Source organism: Collinsella tanakaei, from assembly GCF_021531055.1.
Lineage (GTDB): Bacteria > Actinomycetota > Coriobacteriia > Coriobacteriales > Coriobacteriaceae > Collinsella > Collinsella tanakaei_B.
Genome location: NZ_JADYTL010000002.1, coordinates 80073 through 95874 on the forward strand (window position 1 = coordinate 80073; position 15802 = coordinate 95874).

At 64.7% G+C, this 15802-nt stretch carries 16 protein-coding genes; 4 read left to right on the forward strand and 12 right to left on the reverse strand.

The window, feature by feature from the left end; translation table 11 throughout:
• Nucleotides 1-123 precede the first annotated feature (123 nt).
• The 4 genes from I6E04_RS02445 to I6E04_RS02460 all read right to left on the reverse strand — a co-directional run bounded on the left by I6E04_RS02445 (nucleotide 124) and on the right by I6E04_RS02460 (nucleotide 3646).
• The gene (locus tag I6E04_RS02445) at nucleotides 124-567 is read right to left on the reverse strand and encodes a hypothetical protein (protein ID WP_235421582.1); all 444 of its coding nucleotides are present in this window, start codon (nucleotides 565-567) and stop codon (nucleotides 124-126) included.
• Nucleotides 519-830, reverse strand: coding sequence for an MFS transporter (locus I6E04_RS02450; protein WP_235421583.1), 312 nt, complete (start codon nucleotides 828-830; stop codon nucleotides 519-521). Before I6E04_RS02450 ends, I6E04_RS02445 begins: the two co-directional genes overlap by 49 nt.
• 286 nt (nucleotides 831-1116) lie before the next feature.
• A complete protein-coding gene (locus tag I6E04_RS02455) occupies nucleotides 1117-2607 on the reverse strand; it encodes a S10 family peptidase (RefSeq protein WP_235421584.1) in 1491 nt (496 codons plus the stop codon).
• 196 nt (nucleotides 2608-2803) lie between these two features.
• The gene (locus I6E04_RS02460) at nucleotides 2804-3646 is read right to left on the reverse strand and encodes a LysR family transcriptional regulator (RefSeq protein WP_235421585.1); all 843 of its coding nucleotides are present in this window, start codon (nucleotides 3644-3646) and stop codon (nucleotides 2804-2806) included.
• Nucleotides 3647-3793: 147 nt separating this feature from the next.
• On the opposite strand from I6E04_RS02460, the gene I6E04_RS02465 reads away from it, so the two are divergent.
• Nucleotides 3794-4702: an aldo/keto reductase gene (locus I6E04_RS02465; RefSeq protein WP_235421586.1), complete on the forward strand. Its 909-nt coding sequence runs from the start codon at nucleotides 3794-3796 to the stop codon at nucleotides 4700-4702.
• A 48-nt stretch (nucleotides 4703-4750) separates the two neighbouring features.
• Nucleotides 4751-5629, forward strand: a complete 879-nt coding sequence (locus tag I6E04_RS02470; protein WP_235421587.1) for an aldo/keto reductase — start codon at nucleotides 4751-4753, stop codon at nucleotides 5627-5629.
• 74 nt (nucleotides 5630-5703) lie between these two features.
• On the opposite strand, the gene I6E04_RS02475 is transcribed toward I6E04_RS02470, so the two are convergent.
• From I6E04_RS02475 to I6E04_RS02490, 4 genes are all read right to left on the reverse strand, one after another.
• Complete coding sequence (locus I6E04_RS02475) at nucleotides 5704-6324, reverse strand: DNA-3-methyladenine glycosylase I (protein WP_235421588.1); 621 nt, start codon at nucleotides 6322-6324, stop codon at nucleotides 5704-5706.
• A 128-nt stretch (nucleotides 6325-6452) separates the two neighbouring features.
• Nucleotides 6453-7253 carry a class I SAM-dependent methyltransferase gene (locus I6E04_RS02480; protein WP_235421589.1) on the reverse strand — a complete coding sequence of 267 codons (801 nt, stop codon included), beginning with the start codon at nucleotides 7251-7253 and terminating at the stop codon, nucleotides 6453-6455.
• A 93-nt stretch (nucleotides 7254-7346) separates the two neighbouring features.
• Entirely contained in the window at nucleotides 7347-7793 is a 447-nt protein-coding gene (locus I6E04_RS02485) for a GNAT family N-acetyltransferase (RefSeq protein ID WP_235421590.1), read from the reverse strand.
• A 59-nt stretch (nucleotides 7794-7852) separates the two neighbouring features.
• Nucleotides 7853-9088, reverse strand: a complete 1236-nt coding sequence (locus tag I6E04_RS02490; RefSeq protein ID WP_235421591.1) for an MFS transporter — start codon at nucleotides 9086-9088, stop codon at nucleotides 7853-7855.
• 117 nt (nucleotides 9089-9205) lie between these two features.
• Between I6E04_RS02490 and I6E04_RS02495 the strand changes: the two genes are divergently transcribed.
• Nucleotides 9206-9721 carry a nitroreductase family protein gene (locus tag I6E04_RS02495; protein WP_235421592.1) on the forward strand — a complete coding sequence of 172 codons (516 nt, stop codon included), beginning with the start codon at nucleotides 9206-9208 and terminating at the stop codon, nucleotides 9719-9721.
• 60 nt (nucleotides 9722-9781) lie between these two features.
• Here I6E04_RS02495 and I6E04_RS02500 read toward each other — a convergent pair whose 3' ends face one another.
• The 3 genes from I6E04_RS02500 to I6E04_RS02510 form a co-directional block, all read right to left on the reverse strand.
• The gene (locus I6E04_RS02500; protein ID WP_235421593.1) at nucleotides 9782-11209 is read right to left on the reverse strand and encodes an MFS transporter; all 1428 of its coding nucleotides are present in this window, start codon (nucleotides 11207-11209) and stop codon (nucleotides 9782-9784) included.
• Nucleotides 11210-11377: 168 nt separating this feature from the next.
• Nucleotides 11378-12244, reverse strand: a complete 867-nt coding sequence (locus tag I6E04_RS02505) for a hypothetical protein (RefSeq protein WP_235421594.1) — start codon at nucleotides 12242-12244, stop codon at nucleotides 11378-11380.
• A gap of 98 nt (nucleotides 12245-12342) precedes the next feature.
• The gene (locus I6E04_RS02510; RefSeq protein ID WP_235421595.1) at nucleotides 12343-13449 is read right to left on the reverse strand and encodes an AI-2E family transporter; all 1107 of its coding nucleotides are present in this window, start codon (nucleotides 13447-13449) and stop codon (nucleotides 12343-12345) included.
• 158 nt (nucleotides 13450-13607) lie between these two features.
• On the opposite strand from I6E04_RS02510, the gene I6E04_RS02515 reads away from it, so the two are divergent.
• Nucleotides 13608-14732 (forward strand): hypothetical protein, encoded by a 1125-nt coding sequence (locus I6E04_RS02515; RefSeq protein WP_235421596.1) that lies wholly within the window; start codon nucleotides 13608-13610, stop codon nucleotides 14730-14732.
• A gap of 27 nt (nucleotides 14733-14759) precedes the next feature.
• Here I6E04_RS02515 and I6E04_RS02520 read toward each other — a convergent pair whose 3' ends face one another.
• Complete coding sequence (locus I6E04_RS02520; protein WP_235421597.1) at nucleotides 14760-15665, reverse strand: sensor histidine kinase; 906 nt, start codon at nucleotides 15663-15665, stop codon at nucleotides 14760-14762.
• Between the last annotated feature and the right edge of the window lie 137 nt (nucleotides 15666-15802).

The window sequence follows — 15802 nt, forward strand, 5'->3', positions numbered from 1 at the left end:
GTAGCCGCAAGCACCGCCGCGCGCGAATCCCTCACGCGAAAACCGCGGGTCCGCCCCGTTCGGAGCTCGCCGTGGGAAAATAGTGCCTGTCCCCATTTCCCCGTGGGAAATTGGGGACAGGCACTATTTTCCCACGCGGGCGGCGAGGACCGTGAGGACGGCGCCGGCAAGCGACAGCGCGGCGAACACGGAGAACGCGAACGCGAAGCCCTGACCGAATAGCTCCGCCCCGCCCTGCGCATAGGAGGCGATCGGACGACCCGCGAGTGCGCTCATGTGGCCGTACAGCAACGCCGTGCCGCCGGTCACGCCCACGGATATCCCCAGGTAGCGCACGAGCGACACCACGCTGCCGGCAAAGCCCAGGTGCTCGCGTCCGACCGAGCCCATGACGAGCGAGTTGTTGGGCGACTGGAACAGGCCGGTCCCGACCGCCATGACGAGCATGCCGCCCACGATGACGGCAAGCGGTGCCGTCGTCGGCAGGTATCCGGTACATGCGATGCCCACCGCATAGATCACCAGGCCCACGCAGCATGGCAGCGCGCTGCCGATACGATCGGACAACGTGCCGCGACGAGGGCAGGCAGGGTCGAGGAGAGACCGCACAGCGCAGAGCCCGCGGTAAAGAGCGCCACGCCGGCCTGAAACAGACGCACCTTGCCGAACGTGTCGCCCATACGCCCGAAGATGAGCACCGTGGCACAGCAGACCAGCAGGTAGACGGTCGACACCCATTGGATACCGGCGGCCGTCGCCGCAAGCTCGCGCTGCATGACGGGCAACGCGATGTTGACGATGCTGCTGTCGAGCGTGGACATGAACGTCATGGCACGACGGTGAGGGGAACCACCCATTTGTTGGGGTGACGAGCGTCGGTTGCGACTTGAGGGCGCACGCGAAACCTCCCAGGAGAGCGCGGACAGATCCACGCGCCTGGAAACGCGCCTCCTCGACGTGCAACGCCGGACGCTATCGCGGCGGACAGGGCAGCCGCGATGGGCCCGCCCATCATACCACCGACAAGATGGTGCCAGGTACAAACTTGTCGGCTGCGACAAGTTGGGGCCGTGTTCAATCTTGTCGCAAACCTGTCGAAGCGCCCGCTGGGCGAGGCTATCGCACGAACGCGGCGAGGTCGCGACCGAGGACCTCGAGCGTCGGCTCGTCGACGTACGCCATATGGCCGCAGCTGTAGAGCTTGAGCTCCACGCGCCGCTTGAGCTCTTCCGGCAAAAACAGGCACGACAGGTCGCGCACCACGTTCCAATACGGTGTGGCGGCGTCGTAGCGGCCGCCGATCACCAGCATGCGCATGGTCGGGTTGTGCTTGAGCGCCGCGGCGATGTCATAGGCAACGTTGGGCGCGGCCGCCCTCATGCCCGAGTCCGGGGCCGCATGCGAGCGATCCCACGTGATGCCGATCTTGGGGAAGTTGCTCAGCGGGTAGATCGGCGCGCCCGCGAACCCGATTTCCTGCAGATGCCGACGGAACGCCGCGTTCCACGCCGGCTCCACGGCATCGGAGGAGGCGTCGCTCATGATCGGCGTGGTCCCACCCAGCGACGTACAGGGCGCATGCGTGGTGAAGCGCGTGTCGAAGCGGCCCGTGACGAGCCCCTCGTCCGCCAGCAGCGTGCGGCGGAACGTGTCAAGATCGATACGCAGGTTGTTGCGCTCGATGATTTCCGCCGAAAGCCCGATGCGCTGCGACATCTCCGCCGCCAAGGAGGTTTTCTCCTCCGGCGTCAGGCGGTCGCCGCGCAGCAGCGCCGGTCCGTACACGCGCTCGGAGAAGTCCATCGCCTCGTCGAACCATGAGGCCTCGTCCGTGCCTTCGCCCGCCTTGCCGAAGTGGCGCGCGGTCGCCGCGTAGGTAGGAAACAGCCCCATGAAACCCAAGTCGGAGCCGGGCATCTTCTGGACCCAGTCGAACACCGACGAGAGCATGATGACACCGGTGACCGGTATGAAGCGTTCGGCAAGTACGCGCATGAGCACGGCGTTGCGGACCGTACCGTAGGACTCGCCGAACAGATAGACCGGATCGCCCCAACGGCCGTTATCGGTCAGCCACGCCGCGATCGCCCGTGCGAACGTGTCGGCATCGCCGTCGACGCTCCACATGTCCTGCGCGTGGGTATCCTCGGCGATCACCGAGTAGCCAGTGCCAAGCGCGTCGAGGAACACCAGGTCGCTTTGGCGCAGCAGCGTCGCAGGGTTGTCCTCGACACGGGGCGTTGCAGGCAGATGGTCCAGACCGTCGGTCACGACGCGACGAGGCCCGATGCCGCCCACGTTGATGGGGACCGACGCACTGCCCGGACCGCCGTTGTAGCAAAAGGTGACCGGGCGGACCGCGGCGTCCTGAGGTCGCTTTGCCACGTATGCCAGCGAGAACATCTTGCCCATGAGAGCGCCCGTGTCCGTGCGGACATCGATATAGCCCGCGGTGGCAGTGTAGTCGATATGCTCGCCTGCGCACTCCCACACCATGTCCGCGCTCGCCGCGTCAGGCAGGGGCAACCGACGCTCGGCATCAACCGTATACGCCACATCCGGCGTGCCCGCGCTCCCCTGCCGCTCGACACCCTGTTGCTCTGCCATGTCGGACCTCCTTGTAGATCGATCTGCTATCGACACCTTAACACCGATTCGGCGCAACGGCCCTTGCGATGAGATCGCCGCAGGTTTGGGAAAATGGGGACAGGCACTTTTTTCCCAAACCAAGTGGGAAAAAAGTGCCTGTCCCCATTTTCCCGGTGCCTGTCCCCATTTTCCCGGTGCCTGTCCCCATTTTCCCTTAGCTGGACTGGACCCAGGAGAACAGGCGCGCGGCGATGTCCGCCGCGTCGGCGCGAGCGACAAGGTGGAACACGGCATGGGCGCCTTCGTCCACGATGGGCACGACGGCACGACCGGGCACCGGATCGCTTTGAAAGGGGGCGTCGGTGATGAACGTGCAATATGGCGTCGAATAGGAGAGCTGCGTGAAGACCACGCGGTCGCGCTGCTCGATGTAGGTGGCGTCCGGAATTTCGCGGTCGACGATATCGCGCCAAAATCCGATCTCGGTCATGATGAGGAAAGTCTCGCCGGCAAGGTCGGCGAAGGTCACCTGGCGGCGCGCCGCGAGCGGGTGGTTCGGAGGCAGCGTCACCGAGAGGTTCTCGCGCATGAGCTCGCACGATACAAGACCCGGCCGATGTGGCGGGTCGAGCACGATGCCGAAGTCGAAAGCCCCCTCCACCACGCCGCGCCGCACTGCGTCCTCGTCGACGATCTCCGAGGTAAGCGTCTCGCGCGGAAAGCGCTCGACCATAAGCCCCGTCAAGCGCCACACGGGCGCCGGCGCCACCGACGCCACGCGCAGGGCGTGCGCGCGCTGGGCCGTAGCCGCCACCGCTTCGCGCATAAGGCGCTCGTCGCGCAACAGCTCGCGTGCCCAATCCACGGCAACACGGCCGACGTCGTTCAGCACGACGCGCCTGCCCTCGCGCTCGAACAGCGAGCAGCCGAGTTCCGTCTCGAGCCGCTGGATGGAGCGGCTGAGCGCCGGTTGCGATATATGCAGCTCCTCGGCCGCGGCGGACATGGTGCCTAGGCGCTCGATCGCCTCGAGCTGTCGCATCTGCTCAAGCTCCATTGCGCCCCCTCCTTCAAGTCGCCTGCTCAGTCATGTGTTATTTATGCGTTTAACGCATATAAATAGCGCCACTATGCATTGTACTTCTCAACGAATGTGCAGGACACTTGCATTGTAAGCAATACCGCGCAGAAAGGAATACCGCATATGGCTGCATCAGTTCCCACCTTTGCCCTCGCAAACGGACGTGCGATTCCCGCCATGGGCTTCGGCGTCTATATGATGAGCTCCGAGGAGGTGCGCGAGTATCTGCCCCAGGCGCTCGAACTCGGCTACCGCCACATCGATACGGCGAACGCCTACTTCAACGAGGTCGCCGTGGGCGAGGTCATCCGCGGCTGCGGCATTTCGCGCGAGGAGCTGTTCGTGACCACGAAACTCTTCCCGCAGAGTTACCCGTACGAGCAGTGCGCCGCCGACATCGACGCCACGCTCGCGCGCTTGGGCCTCGACTACGTCGACCTGCTGCTCTTCCACCAGCCCTATGGCGACTACGTCTCGGGCTGGCGCGCCATGGAGGAGGCAGTCGCCGCCGGCAAGGTTCGCGCCATCGGCCTCTCTAACTTCCCGGTGCACAAGATCGACGAGATCCTCGAGGTCGCGACCATCAAGCCCGCGGTACTGCAGGTCGAGATCAACCCCTACTGGAACCAGCACGAGCTCAAGGCGGCGATGGCCGAGAGCGGGCTTTCCGACATGGTGTACGAGGGCTGGTACCCCCTCGGCCACGGCGACGCCGCCCTGCTCGCCGAGCCCGTCTTTGCCGAACTCGCCGCTGCACATGGCAAGACGCCCGCGCAGATCGTCCTACGTTGGAGCTACCAGGAGGGCAACGTCACCTTCCCCAAGACGCTCAACCCCGCGCACATGGCCGAGAACCTCGACATCTTCGACTTCGAGCTGAGCGAGGCCGAAATGGCACGCATCGGTGCCCTGCCGCAGCGCCCCTACTACGAGGTGCCTGAGAAACCGCCCGCGTTCGTGCTGACGGTCAACGACTACAGCAAGCAGGCGACGTCCGGCCCCCGCTCGCCGATGCGACCGGACGGCGAGTAGCGGCGCCCGTACGATACGCGGCCCCGTTTCAGGAAGAAAGGATCACCCATGCTCTACAAGACCCTCAACAACGGCGTGAAGATGCCCGTGCTCGGCTTCGGCGTGTACCAGACGCCGCCGGAGGACACCGAGCGCTGCGTGGCGCAGGCGCTTGATGCCGGGTACCGCCTGATCGACACCGCACAGGCCTACGGCAACGAGGAGGGCGTCGGTGCCGCGGTGGCGGCCAGCGACGTCCCGCGCGACGAGATCTTCATCACATCCAAGATCTGGGTGTCGAACATGAACTACGAGCGCGCCGCCGCCTCGATCGACGAGACGCTCGCCAAGCTCGACACCGACTACATCGACCTCATGCTGCTCCATCAGATGATGGGCGACTATCCGGGCGCCTACCGCGCGATGGAGGACGCCTACCGCGCCGGCAAGATCCGCGCGGTCGGCGTGTCCAACTGCTACCCGGAGCGCCTCGTGGACCTCTGCGCGCTCGCCGCGGTGCCGCCCGCGGTGAACCAGATCGAGACACACCCGTTCCGCCCGCAACGCGAGGCGCATGAGCTGATGGAGCGGCTCGGCGTGGCGCACGAGGCCTGGGCACCGTTCGCCGAGGGGCAAAACGGCATCTTCACGAACGAGGCGCTCGCCGGCATCGCCGCCAAGCACGGCAAGACGCCTGCACAGGTCGTGCTGCGCTCGCTGCTGCAGCAGGATGTGATCGTCATCCCCAAGACCGTGCACGCCGAGCGGATGGCGGAAAACATCGACCTCTTCGACTTCGAACTCGACGCAGACGACATGGCCGCCATCGCCGCGCTGGAGGACCCCAGCTTCCCCAAGATCTTCGACCACTTCGATATCGATACCGTAAGCTGGCTCTTGAACGACCTCGTGAAGACCCAGCAGCTGGGCGGTGCCACCCTGTACTAGCGACAAGATGGGGCCGGGTACAAACTTGTCGGGCTTGATCGAAAGGGAGAATAGCGGCTGTCCCCATTCTCCCGCTAGCCGTAGTAGTGGATATCGCGCTCAAGGTAGCGACGGCGCGTGACCGTCGGGTTCGCGTCGCTGATCTGCCGGTAGCGCGGGCAGTCCTCGGCGTGGTCGTTGATGATGCCGCAGGCTTGCAGGTGCGAGTAGACGACCACCGGCCCCAGGTACTTGAAGCCGCGGCGCTTGAGATCTTTCGAGATCTTCGCCGAAAGCCCGTTGCTCACCGGAATGTAACCCTGGGCGTGTTTGTGGTAGAGGATCGTCTTATTATCCGAAAAGCCCCACAGGTAGGCCGAGAAGCTGCCGAACTGCTCGCGCACCTCGAGAAAGCGCCGCGCGTTGTCGATGATGGCCTCGACCTTGCGGCGCGACCGAATCATCCCCGGCGTCGCCAGGATGCGCTCGATGTCGCCCTCGCCGTACGCCGCTACGCGTTCGTAATCGAAGCCGTCGAAGCACCCGCGCAGAATCTCGCGCTTCTGCATCATCATGTTCCAGTTGAGCCCGCACTGCATGACCTCGAGCGAGAGGAATTCGAACTGCCCGACGTCGTCGTGCAGCGGCACGCCCCACTCCTCGTCGTGGTAACGGCGCGTGATCTCGCTCGATCTATCCCAATCGCAATAGGACATCGTCATCCTCCGACAAGATCGAGTCCGACAAGATTGTACCTGGCACCATCTTGTCCGGTCGGGTGGGAAAATAAGTGCCTGTCCCCATTTTCCCGCCTGGGAAAATGGGGACAGGCACTTATTTCCCGTTACTTCTCGGCGCAGGTGGCCCAGAAGGTGGGGATGTCGAGCTCATGCAGCCTGCCCTCGCCGTTCGTGTCCTCGTACAGGTCGAGCAGGCGGAAGCCCGCCTGGATCTGCCCGCGAATCTGCTCGTCGAGCGTGTGCGAGAACTGCATGCCCCACTCGGCGAGCTCGCCCTCAGGAATGAGCGAGGGGCTGCGCAGCGGATTGAACGGCAGAGCGCGCACGATGCGCTCCTCGTCATCATCCACCACGTAGTTGAAGCCGTTGTCGAGGCCGGCGAGCAGGCGTCCTCCCGGCGCCAGCACGCGGAAGCACTCGCGCCAGACCGGCAGGACCTCCTCGATGTAGCAGTTGGAGACCGGGTGGAAGATCAGGTCGAACTCTCCGTCCTCGAACGGCAGCGGACGCGTCATATCGGCGCGTACGCAGCGAATCTCATAGCCCTCGCGCTCCGCCATCGCCCGCTCCGAGGCGATCTGCTTCTCGGAGTAGTCGAGCACCGTGCATGCAGCGCCCATCGCGGCGAAAATCGGCATCTGCTGACCGCCGCCCGCCGCGAGGCCGAGCACGCGCTTGCCGCGCATGTCAGGGAAAAACCAGCTGCGCGGCACCTCGCGCGTCGCTGTGAGCAGCATGGACCAGTCACCCGCGAGTGCCGCCTCGTAGCGCTCGTGCGAGATGGGCGTTCCCCACTGCCAGCCGTCTTCAATCCACTGGTCGATGATCCGTGCGTTGAAGTCGGTATACGAGTCAGCGGGCACGGCTTCTTCCGCGCCCGTACCTCCGTGTTTCTGTAATCCCATATCCACTCCTTATGGCCGACAAGATGGGGCCGGGTTCGATCTTGTCGCGACAAGATGGGGTCAGGTTCGATCTTGTCGGGTTCGATCCCGTCGCTACCGGCGCATGAACAGCAGCGGGTACGGCGCACCCTCGCCGTCGGTGTCGGTGCGGCGGTAGGTCGTAAAGCCCATGCGCTCGTAGAACCCGACTGCCTGCGGGTTCTGCTCGTTAACGGAGACCTCGGTCGCCCCGTAGCCGGCAACCGCACGCTCAATCAGACTGCGGCCGATGCCCTGTCCGCAGCACGCAGCGGAGACGAAGAGCATCTCGATAAAGGAGCCGTCCATGCCGAGGAACCCGACCGGCTCGTCATCGCGCGTGCACACGAGCAGCGTGGGCACACCGGCAATGGCCTGCGGGACCATCGCGCCGATGCGCTCGACCTCGCCCTCCGGCAAAAAGTCGTGCGTCGCGCGGACGGATCCCTCCCATACCGCGACGAGCGCCTCCACAAGCTCGGACGTACGATCGACCGCTTCGATCTCAACGATACACAGCATAGACCTGCTTCTTTCAACAACAGGATGCGACAAGATTGAGCCCGGCCCCATCTTGTCGGTTACTCTTCAATCGTGCGGATGCTGGGGATCGCCCAAGTCGCCATAGCGAGCAGCGCCATGGCGATGCCCGCGCCCGCAAACCAGGCCGGCGCGCCCACGGCATCGGCGAACAGCGACGAGACCGTAAGTCCCACGGGCATCGCCCACGACATGATGGCGCCGTACAGACCGAACACGCGACCCAGGTACTCGGGAGGGATCTTCTCCTGCATGAGGGCGGTCTGCGGGCCGGAATAAAACGGCGAGCTCAGACCCATAAGGAAGCTCATCGCCAAAATCAGTAGGTAGCCATTTGCACCGAGTATGCCCGCCACGAACGTCGCCACGCCGTAGAGGGACGTGGCTGCCACCACGGTGAGCGCGCGGTTCTTGAAGCCGCCCGTCGAGGCGAGCAGCGCCGAGCCAGCAATCATGCCCACCGAGAACACGATCTCGGCCGTCGCGGCATCGGTCGTGGTGCCGCCGAAGTGATCGAGCGTCATGAGCGGGAAGAGCGCCGCAATGGGCGAGAACACGAGCGTGAACACGAATCCGCACCACAGCAGCGCGAACAGACCCCGATAGCCGCGCAACACGCGATATCCGGCAGCTGCCTCGCCAACGAGCGCACGGACCTGCGCTGCGATACCGATACGTCCCTCCCCCGACGGAGTCTGTGCCCCGCCCACGTCGAGCCGCGCTACAAGCACGGCCGCCGTGGCGAACAGCGCGCCGACAACATCGAGGGCAATCATGGCCGTAAGGCCCCACAGCGGGTAGATGACCGCCGCGATGGCCGCTCCCAGAATGTAGCCGCCCGACTGCACCGCCTGCGTGACGCCCGCCAAGCGAGTCAGGTACTCGGCCGGCGCCACGAGCGGCGTCAGCGCCTGGAACGCCGGTGTGTGGAAGGCGCTGCCAATGGCGCGGAAGAACAGCGCCACGATGACTACCCAAACCGGCAACGCGCCCGTCATCGATACGAGCGCCACGATGGCGCTCACCGCAGCGATGAACAGGTCAGCGCCGATGAGCACCCGCTTGAGCGGCAACCGATCCACGATGGCACCGGCGAAGGCACCGAACAGCGCCAGCGGCAGAAAGCCCGCAAGCGAAGCCAGCGACAGCATGCTTGCGGAATTGGTCGCAAGCGTGATGTGCCATATGAAGCCCATCTGCAAAAAGGAGCTCGTAAGCACCGAGACGAGCTCGCCGCCCCACACGCAGGCGAGCTTTGCCTGCCATGACCGATTCATCTGTGCCCTCCCTTTCAACTCGGAACACATCATATCCGATGTGCACACGACCAAAAGTGACCTGCCCCCCTTTTGGCTACAATCGAAGTGCCACCCCCATAAAGAAAGGAAGCGCATATGGAATTCAGCGATGTGATCAAGAACCGGTATTCCTGCAAGAAGTACGACACTGCGCGTCAGGTGACGCCCGAGCAGCTCACAGCAATCTTCGAGGCGGGTCGCGTGGCGCCCACGGCCAAGAATCTGCAGGAGCAGCACGTCTACGTGCTGCAGAGCGAGGCCGACCTCGCGCTCATCGACGAGCTCACCCCGTGCCGCTACGGCGCGCCGACGGTGCTCGTCGTGGCCTTCGACACGAAAAACGTCTACACCTACCCGGGCGACGAGCGCGATTCGGGCTTCGAGGACGCGGCGATCGTGGCGACACACATGATCCTCGCCGCCACGAACGAGGGCGTCGACAGCTGCTGGCTCAACCGCTTCGACCCGGCCGAGGCCAAGGCGAAACTCGGCCTGCCGGAAAACGAAGAAATCCTCATGCTGCTCGACCTGGGCTTTGCCGCCGAGGGCACAGGCCCGCTCGCGAACCACGCCAGCCGCAAGCCGCTCGAGGAAACCGTCACCTACCGCTAAATGACAAGAAGGGGCCAGGTCCAAACTTGTCGCGACAAGATCGTACCTGGCCCCAACTTGTCACCTCCGGTCTATCACCAGGGTGCGCACGAGCGAGATGACGAGCGCGACGGCGACGAGTGCCGCCAGCAGGTGGAACACCGTCGCCAAGCCGTGCATGAAGAGCTCGGGCCGGTCCGCCACGAAGCTCGACACGCGATAGCCCGCCTCGGCGCTCATGGTTCCGTACAGCACGCCCGTGGAGATGGTGATGCCGAGCGACTGGCCCAGGTAGCGCATGAGATTGCCGAGCGACCCCACGAAGCCGAGCATCTCGGGTTCAGCATGACCCATGATCAGCGAGTTGTTGGGACTCTGAAACATGGCGCTGCCAAGCGAGGTGAACATGAGCATGGGCACGATCCGCGCAATCGGCGTGTCGAGCGCGAGCGTCGAGAGCCCGAGCAGGCCAAGGGCGAAGACGACCTGTCCGGCAAGCGTCGGCTTGATGCAGCCGATCCTGTCGGACAGGGCGCCCGAGAGCGTGCCGATCGTCGCGTTAACAAGCGGATAGCACGCCATCACGAGGCCCGCCACACCGGGCTCGAGGCCAAGCGCGCTCTGCAGGTAGAACGGCATGATGATCGTCACGCCGGAGAGCCCCAAGAACACGAGCACCATCGCGATGAGGTCGATGTCGAAACTCGCGTTGTGAAAGACCCGCAGCTGCACGAGCGGCTCTGGCACGCGACGCTCCACCGCGATGAATGCCGCGGCCAGCGCCAGCCCGCCCGCGAGCATGCCGAACTCCAACGGACCGGCACCGCCCTCCATAAACGTGATAGCGGCGAACACGAGCAGGATGGCGGGCACGACGAGCAGCGCTCCCGGCACATCGAGCGCATGCTTCTCAACGGGTCGACGGTTGGGCAGCGCGAACGCTCCGATCGCAAACGACAAGATGCCAATGGGGATGTTGATCACGAAAATCGACTCCCAGGGGAACATCGATACCAGCACGCCGCCGACCGTGGGGCCCGCCATGGCACCGAGTGCCGTGAACGTTGCCACGAGACCCAGCGCGCGTCCGCGGCGTTCAGCGAAAAGCTCCGTGATGATGCCCTGGTTGTTGGCGAGGCTGCATGCCACGCCGAGCGCCTGCACCGCACGCGCCGCCACGAGCAAGGGCAGCGTCGACGACAGCGCGCAAAGCGCCGAGCCTGCCGTGAACAGCATGACGCCCGCCTGAAAGACGCGCGCCTTGCCGACCATATCGCCCAGTCTGCCGAACACGAGCAGAAACGCGCAGGTCACCACCAGAAACGCACTCGACACGAGCTGGATTTCGGTCGCCTCGACGCCGAGTTCCGCCTGCATGGTGGGCAACGCCACGTTGACGATGGTACCGTCGAGCACCTCCATGAAGGTCATGCAGAGGATAGCGAACAACGCCAGACCGCGGCGCGGCGTGCGTATAGGTTGGTTCCCGTCGGACAAGCGGTCGGTCATCGACCCCACCCCTTTCCATCACGACACACTGAGGCACCACTTTACCACCCTCTTTTGCTGCCGATAGGCATGCGTCATAGCGAAGCGGTGCGACCCCTGTCTCTCGCTTCCCGGCAACCTGCCGCGACAAGAATGAACCCGGCCCCATCTTGTCACGGTGCCATCTTGTCAGCGCGGGCGACGGCCGATGCGGAAACGCAGCTCGTCGTCGCGGCGCTCGACAAGACGACCGGTCGCCGCCAGTGCAAGCCACAGGCCCATGACCAGCAGGAACAGGCAGACCAAGCTGCCGAGCGAGCCCTCGACGACGTCGCGCGAGATGCCCTCGGGAAGGCGCTCCCATGCCACGCGCGAAAGCAGCACCGTCTGTAAGGCGAAAATCGAGATCAGCGCGCTTGCCAAATTGAGGGCGCGGACACCTTTCACCGCGAGCGTCTCGAGCCTGCGGGCGCGCGCCAAGTTGACGATCGCGAGCACGATCATGACGAAGGCGTAGCCCGCGTACCCGTAGATGAGCGCGCCGGGATAGACCGCCCCGCTCCCCTGCAGCACGAGCCGCGCGACTGTACCCGACATGGCCATGACCGCCAGCACGAGCACCACGCCAACTTGACGGCAGCGCCTGAGCGAGTCGATGGTCTCGAGGCGGTCCTCGGCGGCAACGCTCATGAGCGCCCCGGAGGCAAGATAGGATTTGCACATGTTGAGTACGGCCATCACGACGCCCACCGAGATCGTCCAGATCGAACGGGCGAAAAGTCCGGCGACGATGCTCACGACGGCGAATGCCACGTGCAGCGCGCCGATCAGCAGCCCGATCGTCATGGCGCGAGCTTCGGGGTTGTCGATGAGCGGATGGGGAACCACGCTGCGCACGACGGCGCCGACGCGCGAGACCCGACGAAACGTGACGGCACCGGCATGATCGGCGACGGGCACGCCGGCCAACCGGCACAGCAGACGCGACACGCGACGCTTAAGACGCGTGCGGAGGCGAGCGCGCACGCGACTATGCGTCTCGACGATGATGCGCACGTCGCACCTCCTCGCCTATCGGTTGGTTGGGGACGTGTTCGCCTCATCCCCTTCCCCATCGTCATCATACCCGCAACGTGCGGGCTCGCCGAGGCGCCCTACCGGGACGGCCCGGTGCCGTACACGTCGTTTCGCAGCAGGCGATAGGCGACCGCGGCCAGCGGCACGCCCACGAACATGCCTGCGATGCCGAATGCGCCGCCACCGACCGTCACCGCCGCGAGCACCCAGATTCCCGGCAGCTGGATGGACGAACCCACCACATGCGGATAGATCAGGTCGCCCTCGAGCTGCTGAAGCACCACGATGAAGATGAGGAAGATGAGCGCCTGCACGGGCGAGACCATCAGGATCAAAAACGCGCCGATCGCTCCGCTGATGAGCGCGCCGACGATGGGAATCAGCGCCATGAACGCCGTGAGCGCCCCGATCATGAGCGGATACGGCAACCCGAGGATGAACATACCCACCGCGCACAGCACGCCGAGCACGACCGCCTCGGTGCACTGGCCCACCAGGAATCGATGGAAGCAATCGTCCGCGATCCCGAGCACGTAGCGGACGCGCATGAGGACGTCGGCGCTCAGATAGCGCTCCATGATCAGGTCGCGCTGGACGGCAAGGCGCTCCTTGTTGAGCAGCACGAAAAGCGCGAAGATGACCCCGAGGAAAAACGTCGCCGTGCCGGAGACCACGCCCGACACCGCCCCGACCACACCGGACATGACCGCGCCGGCAAGATCGCTCACGTGCGACTTCCAATCGAAGGCCTCGAGCGACGCGTTCACGCTGTTCACCAGATCGGGCGTGATGAGGTCGCTCTCCTCGAGCCAATCGAACAGCGTGACGGTCGCCACGGGAACCTCGTCGATCAGCAGGCGCACGCAATCGATGAGCTGGGGCACCACGAGCCACAGCACCGCCGTGGCCACGACGACGAGCGTGAACAACGCCGCGATCAGGCTGATCGCCGGCCGCAGCCGGCATATGATGAGGCCGTCGTTTCCGGGCAGAAGATGCCGCTCGTAGAAGCTCATGAGGATGTTCAGCGGATACGCGAGCACGAGCCCGAGCACGAGCGGCGCCACCGCGCTCACGATCAGCCCGACGAAGCCGGCGATGTTCGGCCAGTAGTAGATGCCGAGGTACACCGCGAAAGCGGCAAGGGCGATCAGGGCGATCGTGCGTCCTGTCGGTTGGTTCATGAAACCCCCTCGCATGGGAAATAAGTGCCTGTCCCTATTTTCCCATAGCCGAGCGCGATGCAAGGCGGTACATATGCCGAATCGCTGCAACCGAAGCCGTCTGAACCGCCGCAGCGCAGCTATCATGCAAACAAGACGGCTCGCGCAAGGGGGACATCATGAACGAAAACGTCACGAGGAATGAGCGGCTGCTCATCCAGTGGTACTACGCCATGGTGCCGCTCGCGCAACGCGGTTTCAGGTACATCATCGTCGTGATGGCCGAATTCCTCTTGCTCAGCATGCTCGACGACCTCGTGTTCCACAATCCGGGCATGTACCTCGTCGGGCTCATCGCCATGCTCGCCATCGTGATCGCATTCACCTTCGTGAAGTGCTACGCCCTGCTCGCCTCCCGCGTGGACCTCAACAGGAAAACGTGGAACTCCGTCACCGGCAAGGCACGGGCGGCAAGGCGTCGCAAGACGGAAGTCGCCCAAGACGACGACTTGGACGACGGCAAGCGCCGCGCGAAAATCGGTCGGCGCGGAACGCAATCGGTCTTCACCTTCCGCGAGGACACCGACGGCCTCATGCGCGCCGCGTGGAGGATCGCCGAGCCCCTCGGCATACCGCTGCCCGACCCCAAGCGCTTCCGCCGGGTCGTCCTTGCCGCAGCCCTCGTCCTGCTCGCGGCCGTCTACGTGCCCCATTACATCGGACGTGCCGCGACCATGCAGCGGCAGACTGAGGTCGCAGCCCAGACGACGCGCGCGATCGCGGCATCGTTCGAGGAGGCCGGGCTCGACACCTTTGCGCCCGATCCTACCGACGAACATGAAAAGGTCAGCTACTACGTCACCGGCGATATCGTCGACGAGATGGGCACCGAAACCGGCTCCGTGCGGGTGGATGTCGACAACGCTGGCCGCGTCATCGAGGTTTGGTACTCGATCGACCTCGACCCTGCGGCAAGCGCCGCCGACAACCTTGCACGCATCGAAAGCGACCTTGCGCTCATGCACGGCGCGGTTGAGGCGGCCGAACCGGCGGCCCTTGTCCCCGGACTCGTGACCGCCGGCGAGCTGCCCCGGGAATTCGAGGACGCCTTCATTGCGGCAGACATGAAGGAGGGCTTCTCCCTCGACCACTACGACGTCGAATCCGCTATCGTCGATGACGCCGAGCTGCGTTTTATGTTCGTCGCCGGCGCCGAAGACACTTGGGACGGAAGCGACGAGTGCTATGTCTCGCTCACCGTCGAGGTTGACGACGAGTTTCTCATGGAGTCGCTTCCCCGGTAACGGGCACCGAAAAGGCGCTATCGGACGTTACCGGGACGCGCGCATGGCAAGCGTGATGGTAAGGATACCGTCCCTCACCTCGGCCGCGATGTCCATCCCCATGGCCCGGGCCAAGTTCGCACAGATCGCAAGCCCCAAACCGCTGCCGGCAGCGCCTCGTGTCGCATCCGCCTGGTAGAAGCGATCGAACAGCCGCGCCGCTTCGATGGACTCCGGATTCGCGACAGCGTTCGAAACGCTCAGCTCAACGCGATCGCCCTCGCGCCGTGCCGAAACCCTCGGGGCTGCCGAGCCGTGCCTCAGGGCATTCACCACGAGATTCGTGAGGACGCGAGCGAGCGCGTCGCGGTCTGCCTCGACGGCTGCAACGGTGTCTTCGAAGATAACCTGCGGCTCCCATCCTCGCTCCTCGAAGGTCGGATACTGCCCCAGCAAGACCTCCTCCACGAAGGGCTTGAGCGCCACGGGTTCCAGCGTGAGCGCAAGGTCCGGATCGGTCGACTTCGTGTAGGCGAAGAGCTGGTCGAGCAGCTCCGTCGTGGCGTCGATGCGCGCCGCCGCAGCGTCCAGATGCCGCGCACGCTGGACGGCATCCGCCTCGTCGCACGCAAGCTGCAGATAACCCTTAGCCCCCATGAGCGGCGTGCGGATGTCGTGGGAAAGCGCCGAGAGGTCACGTTGGAACTCCTGCTGATGTCGCAGCGCCTCGATATGCGCCTGCGCGCTGCGGTCGAGCTCGGTGTTGATAGCGTCCGCCAGATCCGTGACGCCCGGCGCGCCACCCGCCGTCACGCGCATGTTGCTCTGCGGGCCGCGCTCGCGCAGAAAGCGCGCGATGCGGCGCACCTCACCCACGTAACGTGCCCCGGCGAGCAACGATCCCATGCCCAACCCGATCACGACCAAGGCGATAGCGACCAGACCGGTATCCATGAACCCTCCCAACACATCGCCTTTTCGTTGCACCTGGTGCCATTGTGCCGAAAACGATCGGTTATGACCATCTGCCGATGTCATGACGCGGCGAACGGCGGACGATCCGGCGTCCGCATGGCGGCCTTACGTGACTC

Excerpts from the sequence above, each read along its gene's own strand:
- I6E04_RS02520 (WP_235421597.1), bottom strand. The coding sequence starts at position 15,665 with ATGGATACCGGTCTGGTCGCTATCGCCTTGGTCGTGATCGGGTTGGGC.
- I6E04_RS02515 (WP_235421596.1), top strand. The coding sequence starts at position 13,608 with ATGAACGAAAACGTCACGAGGAATGAGCGGCTGCTCATCCAGTGGTAC.
- I6E04_RS02460 (WP_235421585.1), bottom strand. The coding sequence starts at position 3,646 with ATGGAGCTTGAGCAGATGCGACAGCTCGAGGCGATCGAGCGCCTAGGC.
- I6E04_RS02495 (WP_235421592.1), top strand. The coding sequence starts at position 9,206 with ATGGAATTCAGCGATGTGATCAAGAACCGGTATTCCTGCAAGAAGTAC.
- I6E04_RS02490 (WP_235421591.1), bottom strand. The coding sequence starts at position 9,088 with ATGAATCGGTCATGGCAGGCAAAGCTCGCCTGCGTGTGGGGCGGCGAG.
- I6E04_RS02475 (WP_235421588.1), bottom strand. The coding sequence starts at position 6,324 with ATGTCCTATTGCGATTGGGATAGATCGAGCGAGATCACGCGCCGTTAC.
- I6E04_RS02465 (WP_235421586.1), top strand. The coding sequence starts at position 3,794 with ATGGCTGCATCAGTTCCCACCTTTGCCCTCGCAAACGGACGTGCGATT.
- I6E04_RS02450 (WP_235421583.1), bottom strand. The coding sequence starts at position 830 with ATGACGTTCATGTCCACGCTCGACAGCAGCATCGTCAACATCGCGTTG.
- I6E04_RS02500 (WP_235421593.1), bottom strand. The coding sequence starts at position 11,209 with ATGACCGACCGCTTGTCCGACGGGAACCAACCTATACGCACGCCGCGC.
- I6E04_RS02510 (WP_235421595.1), bottom strand. The coding sequence starts at position 13,449 with ATGAACCAACCGACAGGACGCACGATCGCCCTGATCGCCCTTGCCGCT.
- I6E04_RS02480 (WP_235421589.1), bottom strand. The coding sequence starts at position 7,253 with ATGGGATTACAGAAACACGGAGGTACGGGCGCGGAAGAAGCCGTGCCC.
- I6E04_RS02485 (WP_235421590.1), bottom strand. The coding sequence starts at position 7,793 with ATGCTGTGTATCGTTGAGATCGAAGCGGTCGATCGTACGTCCGAGCTT.
- I6E04_RS02455 (WP_235421584.1), bottom strand. The coding sequence starts at position 2,607 with ATGGCAGAGCAACAGGGTGTCGAGCGGCAGGGGAGCGCGGGCACGCCG.
- I6E04_RS02470 (WP_235421587.1), top strand. The coding sequence starts at position 4,751 with ATGCTCTACAAGACCCTCAACAACGGCGTGAAGATGCCCGTGCTCGGC.